Genomic DNA, 8,990 nt, shown 5'->3' with positions numbered 1-8,990 from the left:
CTTTGCCGACAAGCATGGCGTTCCATTTGTCGACGCCGACTATGACAAGGACGACTGGTTCGCCCGGGCAAAAGGCATGGAGTGGGAGCCCGAACGTGGTGTGCGCTGCACCATGTGCTTCGACATGCGCTTCGAGCGGACCGCCCTCTACGCCCATGAGCATGATTTCCCGGTCATGACCAGTTCGCTCGGCATTTCACGATGGAAGAACATGGCGCAGATCAACGAATGCGGGCAACGCGCCGTGTCTCCCTATGACGGGCTGTCCTACTGGGATTTCAACTGGCGCAAAGGGGGAGGGTCCGCGCGGATGATCGAGATCAGCAAGCAGGAACGCTTCTACCAGCAGGAATATTGCGGCTGCGCCTATTCGCTGCGGGATACCAATGCGCATCGTCGCAGCCAGGGCCGCCCGGCGATCGAACTTGGCAAGCTGTATTATGGGACGAACGATGACGCCTCATAGCACGCCGCAGGACGAGGAAACGTTTTCCGACACCTCGACGATTATGCCCCCCCTGAACGAGCAGGCCCGTCATGGAACCGGTCCATCCCTGACCTGCGACGATCCGGAGAACGACAATCCTGATGATGAAAGTCCGTTCGGATGCCCATGTTGCATGGTGCCCTGGTTTCGTTGAGCCGGATGAAATGCGGCTCAGGCTTTGACGCACACCATGCCACAGACCCTTGCCGCAGACATCATGCGCTATCTTCAAAGGCCTGATCGCCAGGTACTGTCCAAAGGAGAACAGATATCCCGTTTTGTCGATTTCCTCTCGGAAACTCACAAAATGATCGACTGCCGACGGGAAGAGTATCGAAAGCGTTTGCGCCGGTTCGGTCATGTCCTCAGTGCTGCCTGGCCCATGACAGGTATGGCAAGAGATGTCGAACGCCTGATTACAGCGATGGAGGACATCTGCACACGCCCCTCACGCCTGCCAGGCTTCAGAGCGCGCTGCGCATTTCCAGTCGGGAACGCATCCAATGAACCCGCGAGGGGAAACTCCGACCGATCGCAACCAAGGTCCTAAAGGACCGGGGCACTTCTCGCTGGCGTTGCATAGCGCGGAAGATGTTACGAGAGTGTTGACGTCCCTGGAAATTCTGGCGTCATGGAGGACATGAAGCGCCTCCTGCTTGCCCGAGGGAGAGCGCATCGACATGGTTGTCTCTACCTCTCTCCCTCTTTCGGAATCCACTTGCGGCAGTCTGTCAGGCGGAAAGTTCTCTGCGAACGATTTCCGCACCCGCGCCCAGAGCATGGAGCTTGCCCCGCGCCACGTCACGCGGCAAAGGTGCCATGCCGCAGTTGGTGCAGGGATAAAGCTTGTCGGCGTCGACAAACTGAAGCGCCTTTCGTAGGATATCAGCGACTTTTTCAGGCGTCTCAACCGTGTTGGTGGCCACGTCAATGGCGCCGACCATCACCTTTTTCCCACGAATGAGTTCGATCAGATCCATCGGCACGCGAGAGTTCTGACACTCCAGGGAAATCAGGTCGATATTGGATTTCTGGAGCTTGGGGAAAATCTCTTCATACTGCCGCCACTCTTCCCCAAGAGCATTTTTCCAGTCGATATTGGCTTTGATGCCATAGCCGTAGCAGATATGGACGGCGGTTTCACACTTGAGGCCTTCGATGGCCTTTTCCAGTGTGGCGATGCCCCAATCATTCACCTCATCAAAGAAAACATTGAAGGCAGGTTCATCGAACTGGATGATATCGACGCCAGCGGCTTCCAGTTCCCTCGCTTCCTGATTGAGGATTTTGGCAAATTCCCACGCCAGTTTTTCGCGGCTTTTGTAGTGACCGTCGTAGAGCGTGTCGATCATGGTCATGGGGCCAGGGAGCGCCCACTTGATCGGCTTCTTCGTCAACGAGCGTAAAAACGTCGCATCCTCGACAAAGACGGGCTTCTCACGCGTCACGGCGCCGACGACGGACGGCACGCTCGCATCGTAGCGGTTGCGAATTCTGACCGTCTGACGGTTATCAAAGTCGACACCGCTGAGGTGTTCGATGAACGTCGTGACGAAATGTTGGCGCGTCTGTTCGCCATCGCTGACGATATCGATGCCGGCCCGGTCCTGATCGTCCAGGGTCAGACGCAACGCATCCTGTTTACCTTCTACAAGTTCCTCGCCCTGCAATTTCCAGGGCGACCAAAGCTTCTCGGGCTCGGCGAGCCATGACGGCTTGGGCAGGCTACCAGCCGTTGATGTGGGGAGCAGTGTTTTCATGAAAGATGACCCTGTATTCTGATTGATCAGGCGGCGTAGCTGGCGGACCACTGCTCAAGAGCATGGTGATAGGGTTCGATGAAATTTTCTTCCGTATACTTGCCCTGCGCGGTCGCCAGCTGGGTACGCTCCTCCCGATCGTAGACAATGCGAGTGTTTGAATAATCCTGATGCTTCAGGCTTGGCTTATAACAGTCCGCTGCCGCAGCATTAGCGTTGTAGATTTCCGGACGGTAGATTTTCTGGAAGGACTCCATCGTGCTGATAGTGCTGATAAGCTCAAGCGTGGAGTAATCAGAGAGAAGATCACCGAAGAAATAGAAGGCCAGAGGTGCCGCACTGTTCTTGGGCATGAAATAACGAACCTCCATCCCCATTTTTTTGAAATATTGATCGGTCAGGGAAAATTCGCGCTGTTCAAATTCAACACCCAGAACAGGGTGCTGATTTTCTGTCCGATGATAGGTTCGGTTGGTTGAGACACTAAGGCATATGACCGGAAGCTTTTTGAAATTCTTCTTGTAGGCAGTCGAATTCACAACGCTCTTGAAGAGATTGCCATGCAGATCCCCGTAATTGTGGGGAACGCTGAACTCCGTCTTGTCTTTGTTGTAGTTCGGCAGCAACACGCTGAAATCGTAGTCTCGGACATATGACGAGAAACTGTTCCCAGCGAGACCTTCTATGCGCTTGTTGTGCTTTTGATCGACAATCGTTGTGTAAAGAACTTCGATCAGCGGAAAGCTGTCGTTCTTGCCGGCAAAGGCAAGGTCCATCTCAATGGAAACGATTTCAAGTTCGACGGAGTAGCGATCCCCCATGGAGTTGTCCCAATGCGCCAGGCCATTGAAACGATTGTCAATCATCCTGAGCACGTTGCGCAGGTTTTTCTGACGGCTTTCTCCTCTTGCCAGATTGGCGAAATTGGTCGTGAGACGCGTTCTGTCGGATGGATGATAATTCTCATCGAAGCGAATGCGCTTTATTTCAAATGCAGTTTCCCTGATCATTGAAGCCTTCATCATGTCTGCAGTTAAGAGCCTTACCCGTCTTATGCCGGAAGACTCCATTGAACAGAAATGATTTGATTTCATCAAACCATAAATATCATTCATGGAACGATGTGATCAGGGTCACACCGAAAATGGATAAGTTCAGAGACCGACCTGCCCGCCTTCATCTGACTGCGGAGCAGGTCAATGACTTGAGAGGCGCAGACGTGCTTCTGCCAAACCGCCCCGATGAGATAAAAGAAGTCATCAGGGAAAGAGGCTGCGACAGCAACCAGATCAGGTTATCGCTTGCAGAACGCAATATCACAGCCTGTATTCCGCCGGCGAAGAAACGGAAATCAAAACGACCTTACAATTGGCATCTGTATAAAAAGCGCCATCCGATCGAAAACATGCGTGCAAAGCGGAAAGACTGGCGAAGGAAGGCGACACGATACGACCGCTGCACTCATACATTCATTGTTCGCAATCCACATCGCAGCAAGCGTCATCTTCTACCTCAAAGAATGAATGCTGAGCCTAATCACGACTCCCGTGAACAAGCAGATTCGCCTCGCACCTGCCCTGCAAGGAGTTAGACACATTGATATACGTCAGCGGCTATTGCTTTCTGAGTTCGAGCCATAACACGTCATAAGTCCCAAGTATCCTGCCAGGGATTCATGAGCAGGAACCACCTGGTTCCCAAATAAAGATTCCACCAAAGACGTTCCATTCCACTCCCTGATTCGATAAAGCGTTGCAAAAACACCCTGGTAACTCTGGGCCCCCTGCCCGAGAACAAGTTCTGAGCCTCGGCGGACGTTGTCCATCATCCAGGCCGGCAACCGCAAGTGATAAGGGTTACGTTTCAATTCTTTCCCGTGACAAAGAAGCGCATCAATAAGATGAGCAACGACCTCTGGAGTGGCACCAACCAGAAGATTTGGGGATTTCATAGGTGCCCAGTATTCAGTTTCCACAACCAGACAGCTCAGCTGAGGGCAGCGTGACAGCGCCGCCATAACCAGCCGGTTCGTACCCACATGCGTACGATTCCAGTCTTCCGCGTGGGGCATAAAAACAATGTCGGGCTTTTCTTTTTGCAGGAGTTCCGCAATCGATCTCACGGCATTAAGCCACCTGCGAGGATTATCACGCGCGGCCGTATCTGTGACATCTGAAAAACCCGTGCCTTCTGGCGCATAAAATGAAAACCCTATGTTGTTACAGGCGTTACGCGCCTCCTCAAGGCGTTCTGACCGTCGACAGAGCAGGCTTCCGGCTGTTACGGCCACGTTCATCACAGAAGCAGACATTTCCCTCATAAGACGAAGCGGTAACGTACCAGTAATGATTTCATCGTCGGGGTGTGGAGAGAACAGGACGCAGCGAGGACCGGACGTAACATGTTGAGTCATCACCGTATGGGCGACGTGCCATTCCTCGCGTTCCGCCGAGGCAAACGTTTCATGTATGGTACGAACATACCGAAGGCACTTTTCAAATGACGACGATTCCATCTTACATCCATCCAAACACACCGCCTGCTGGTGCTGACTATTGAGTAATTTCGCACACAGTCCTCTGCCTTTGGCAAACTATTATATTATAACGTAACATTTGATTCAGAAAGAGTTCCGCCCAAAACAGCGCCGCGAAGACGTCCCTCGATTTCAGGAAGACACGCAGCTGCCAACAGGGACAGCGAGCCGGCAATCTGAGCGCAAATGCCAGCGTCTCCTGACTTTCGCCAAGCATAGCAATATAGCATATTGCATATATCAAAACATCTACTGATTATCGCGCCTGTGCCGTGGAACGAAATGCCGTAGGAATGTTACAATCCGATCGGTTACCAGAAGCCGGTGTCCGCTGGCAGCATCTGACGCGGCTAGAGGGTGTTATGTACTTTCGTTCCTGATTGGTGCAGTAATGAGGGATGGCACCCGCACGCAAACCGTATCCCTCTGATGTATCAGACGAAGAATGGTCTCTGGTCGTTCCGTATCTGGTCCTGATGCGAGAGGACGCGGAACAGCGGCGGCATGATCTGCGCGAACTGTTCAACGGGTTGCGCTACGTGATCCGCTACGGGATTGCCTGGCGCGCGATGCCAAACGATCTGCCGCCGTGGTCGGCGGTTTGTCAGCAGTCTCGTCGTTGGATGGATGCCGGCTGCTTCGAGACGCTGGCCTGCGATCTACGTGCCGTCTTGCGCATGGCTTCTGGTCGCCTGCCGGAACCCACTGCAGCCATCCTCGACAGCCGGACATTACGTTCGACACCCGAGAGCGGGCCTCGCGCCGGTTACGACGGGGCCAAACGCAAACGGGGCTCGAAGCTGCATATGGCTGTGGATACGCTGGGCCACCTGCTGGCCCTGCATGTCACGCCAGCCAATCGGGATGATCGCGCCGAGGTCGGACGCCTCGCCGCTGCCATTCAGGAGGCCACTGACGAAAGCGTCGAACTGGCCTATGTCGATCAGGGATATACGGGCTCAAAACCAGACGAGGCGGCTCGCACGCACGGTATCGCACTCGAAGTCGTCAAGTTGCCCGAAGCCAAGCGCGGCTTTGTCCTGCTGCCGCGCCGATGGGTCGTCGAGCGATCTTTCGCATGGGCCACACGATTCCGCAGGCTCGTCAAGGACTACGAGCGTTACGCTTCAACCCTCGCAAGTCTCCATGTCGTCGCTTTCGCATGTTTCATGCTCAGAAACGCCGCTATACTCGCTCAAGGTGCATAACACCCTCTAGCCAATCAGAGTTATGCACGTCTGGATCTGGAAGAAGCCCAAAGGCTCTATCAGGACGCTCTGGCGGAGGCCACCGGGATTCTGGTCGATTTTCAGGAGACGGGACTACCGCTCTCTGCTCCCGCCATTTTTAGCATATCGTGTTAGAATCTGACCGATCTGTTTCTGAGGGAGCGGCAGGCTGAAAAAGCTGCTTATTTTCGACATTCTGCCTGTAACGAACTGTCTCGTCTCGCAAGCCTGCCTGACCTCCCCCTGCAGGCGCGGCACGCTTGCGCGGAGCTTCTGCGCTGGGCTGTTGCCTGGGTGATGGAACATGAAAATGACTCCCTCCCCCTGTCGGAAGAAACTGAAGCACTTGTGACTCGCGCGCGCACTGTAGCGCTTAACGTTTACACGATTGCCGGCCACGTGGTGCAAACCCGGCTGGAAGACGCCCCGGCTACGGGACGCCCCTCCTAAACGAGGGCTCTTCTAAAATAGAACTGGAATATCACATGTTTAAGCTCCCCGAGCTTCCATATGCTCCCGACGCACTCGCGCCCTACATGTCAGCCGAGACGCTTGAATACCACCACGGAAAGCATCATAAGGCTTACGTTGACAAGCTCAACGAACTCACTGCCAGCGGTCCATTTCACGGACTGGCTCTTGATGAAATTATCCGGAAAACAGCGTCCGACCCCGAGCAGAAGGTTCTGTTCAACCAGGCCGGCCAGCACTGGAACCATTCCTTTTTCTGGCTTAGCATGAAAGCAAAAGGCGGCGGATCTATTCCTGCGTCTCTCGAAAAACAGCTTGTTTCGGATTTCGGTTCTCTGGGTAATTTCAAAACGGAATTCAAAAATGCCTGTCTGGCCCAGTTCGGGAGCGGGTGGGGCTGGCTCGTACATGATGGTCAGAAACTGACCATTACCAAAACAGCTAACGCAGACACCCCGCTTGCACATGGCCAAACAGCCTTGTTGACATGTGATGTATGGGAACACGCCTATTATATCGATTATCGCAACATGCGACCGAAATATGTGGAGGCCTTCCTGACAGATCTGGTGGACTGGGAGATGGTTGAACAGCGTTACCGGACAGCGATCTCAGCAGCGTGAAGGGCCTGAGGCACGCCAGCGTCTAAGCAAGCGCACTCGCGCGTCATGCACGAAATTAATGAAATACGTGCGCGGGTCCGTCTTCGGAACCGTCGCGCGCATGCAGTCCTGGATGGGGGGTGATCTGCTTCGGGGTGGTCATCGCCCTGCAGGATTCACGACACACGACTCACGCATGAGGCCCCGCCAGGATATCCTACGTGCCTCAATCCACCATCCTGCCAGAGCCTCCCGGAATCCCGTGACATTCTCCCGAAAGCGCGACAAATCCGATAATCGTGAAAATGCACGACAACGCGAACAGAATCTCTTTGATATAGTACGAACTGCACGGACAGTTTCAAGCGTGTTCACTTCCGGTCGACATCAAAACACGACTGCTGAGAAGCATAACTGAACCACCGAACCCTTCGTTCCGTCAAAATTCCAGAACATCCCTTTTTCGCAGCTCTCCCAGCAACGGCAACAAAGGCAATCCAAGTATTGTTGAGTAATCGCCACCGACGTGTTCAAAGAGCTGGCCCCCCGGTCCTTCCACACGGTAAGCTCCGACGCACTGCAGACAGTTTTCTGCCTCCTGCTGAAGGTATTTTTCGATAAATCTGTCCGAGAACATCCGCATTGTCAGCGTCGCATGGGACAGATGTCTCCAGACAATCTCCGTCCTGTCCAAAAGAACGACCGCACTGTGCAGCACATGTGTGCGTCCCCGCAGGCTTCTCAGCTGGGCTCCAGCAGCGTCAAGATTCAGAGGCTTGTCGAACCATGCTCCTTCGCACTCCAGCATCTGATCGGCACCGATTATCAAACAGTGCTCTTCAGAACTCATCTGTGCGCAGCGCTGTGATGCCACTAAACACGCTTTTTCCTCAGCGAGTTTGAGAGCCACCTCCCTGACGTTGCGTCCTTCTGCTTTCCAGTGTGACTTGAGCCCATCCTCGTCAACAGACGCAGGATAGCACGCGCACTCTATGCCGCTCTGCTTCAGTAACTTGAGTCTGGTCTGCGAGCCGCTCGCCAGAATCAGCCTTATGGCATCGTTTTTCATCAGGTCGCCAGCCCTCTCACGAGGACATGATTTTCCGGGGAACATCAGGAAGCGGGCCTGTCAGTCGCATCAAATCTTAGCGGCATTCCCGCGGGTTCCCCGAGAAGTTCTCCTTCCCACATCACCCGCTTCCCTCTTATGACGGTGCCGACAGGTCTCCCCGTCAGCCTCTTGCCCACGAAAGGAGACCAGCCGCATTTCGATGCCAGCCAGCGTTCCTCAATGGTCCAGGATGCCCTGAGATCGACGATTGAGAAATCCGCATCGTACCCGACGGCAATACGGCCCTTTCGCACCAGACCGAAGAGACGTTGAGGCCCGGCGGACGTCAGATCGACCAGACGACGCAGCGTCAGTCGCTCGTTGGCCACATGATCCAGCATCAGAGGCAACAGGGTCTGCACCCCCGGCATGCCGGAAGGAGAGGAAGGATAGCTCCTGTTCTTTGACTCCAGAGAATGAGGGGCATGATCGGACCCGATCACATCCGGCATTCCCTGACCGAGCCAATGCCATAATCCGTCTCTGTGTGCTCCCGACCGTATGGGAGGATTCATCTGCGCGAGCGTACCCAGCCGAGGATAAACGTCTTCTCCGGCAAGAGTGAGATGCTGGGGAGTCAGTTCACAACTAGCAATATCCCGATGACGGGAAATGAGAGCCAGCTCCTGTGGCGTCGTCACATGAAGGATGTGCACTCTGCGCCCCGTTTTACGTGCCAGATGTAATACCCGATCAGTCGCCCGAAGCGCACTCTCGTCGTCCCGCCACACCGGATGGCTGGCCGCATCACCCGCCACTCTCAAATTCATGCGCTCTTTGAGGCGGTCTTCATC

Annotated in this window: 8 protein-coding genes and 1 pseudogene; 4 read left to right on the top strand and 5 right to left on the bottom strand. The window is 54.4% G+C overall.

Annotated features, from left to right (window positions below; all coding sequences use genetic code 11):
* The coding region (locus J2D77_RS16795) for an epoxyqueuosine reductase QueH (RefSeq protein ID WP_207847672.1) at positions 1–466 on the top strand (466 nt) is incomplete at its 5' end.
* A gap of 752 nt (positions 467–1,218) precedes the next feature.
* Here the strand turns inward: J2D77_RS16795 and J2D77_RS16790 are convergent.
* Both J2D77_RS16790 and J2D77_RS16785 read right to left on the bottom strand, forming a co-directional pair.
* A complete protein-coding gene (locus J2D77_RS16790; protein ID WP_078527137.1) occupies positions 1,219–2,247 on the bottom strand; it encodes a methionine synthase in 1,029 nt (342 codons plus the stop codon).
* 26 nt (positions 2,248–2,273) lie between these two features.
* A complete protein-coding gene (locus J2D77_RS16785; RefSeq protein ID WP_078528166.1) occupies positions 2,274–3,257 on the bottom strand; it encodes a DUF1852 domain-containing protein in 984 nt (327 codons plus the stop codon).
* 311 nt (positions 3,258–3,568) lie between these two features.
* Between J2D77_RS16785 and J2D77_RS17660 the strand changes: the two are divergent.
* Positions 3,569–3,770: pseudogene (locus J2D77_RS17660) on the top strand (IS5/IS1182 family transposase); the annotation flags it as partial.
* Positions 3,771–3,853: 83 nt separating this feature from the next.
* Here the strand turns inward: J2D77_RS17660 and J2D77_RS16780 are convergent.
* Complete coding sequence (locus J2D77_RS16780) at positions 3,854–4,762, bottom strand: PIG-L deacetylase family protein (protein WP_078527135.1); 909 nt, start codon at positions 4,760–4,762, stop codon at positions 3,854–3,856.
* Between the two features lie 419 nt (positions 4,763–5,181).
* Here J2D77_RS16780 and J2D77_RS16775 point away from each other — a divergent pair, with 419 nt between their 5' ends.
* Both J2D77_RS16775 and J2D77_RS16770 read left to right on the top strand, forming a co-directional pair.
* Positions 5,182–5,991 carry an IS5 family transposase gene (locus J2D77_RS16775; RefSeq protein ID WP_078527133.1) on the top strand — a complete coding sequence of 270 codons (810 nt, stop codon included), beginning with the start codon at positions 5,182–5,184 and terminating at the stop codon, positions 5,989–5,991.
* A gap of 506 nt (positions 5,992–6,497) precedes the next feature.
* On the top strand, positions 6,498–7,106 hold the full coding sequence (locus tag J2D77_RS16770; protein ID WP_078527130.1) for a superoxide dismutase: 609 nt from the start codon (positions 6,498–6,500) through the stop codon (positions 7,104–7,106).
* A 418-nt stretch (positions 7,107–7,524) separates the two neighbouring features.
* Here J2D77_RS16770 and J2D77_RS16765 read toward each other — a convergent pair whose 3' ends face one another.
* Positions 7,525–8,154 carry a Maf family protein gene (locus tag J2D77_RS16765; protein ID WP_078528163.1) on the bottom strand — a complete coding sequence of 210 codons (630 nt, stop codon included), beginning with the start codon at positions 8,152–8,154 and terminating at the stop codon, positions 7,525–7,527.
* A 44-nt stretch (positions 8,155–8,198) separates the two neighbouring features.
* Positions 8,199–8,990: amidohydrolase family protein (locus J2D77_RS16760; RefSeq protein WP_207847671.1), on the bottom strand; the 792-nt coding region annotated here is incomplete at its 5' end.

The sequence above is a fragment of the Acetobacter garciniae genome, from assembly GCF_017377735.1.
GTDB lineage: Bacteria > Pseudomonadota > Alphaproteobacteria > Acetobacterales > Acetobacteraceae > Acetobacter > Acetobacter garciniae.
Note: the sequence above shows the minus strand (reverse complement) of the source record. Positions and strands in the feature narration are given on the sequence as shown.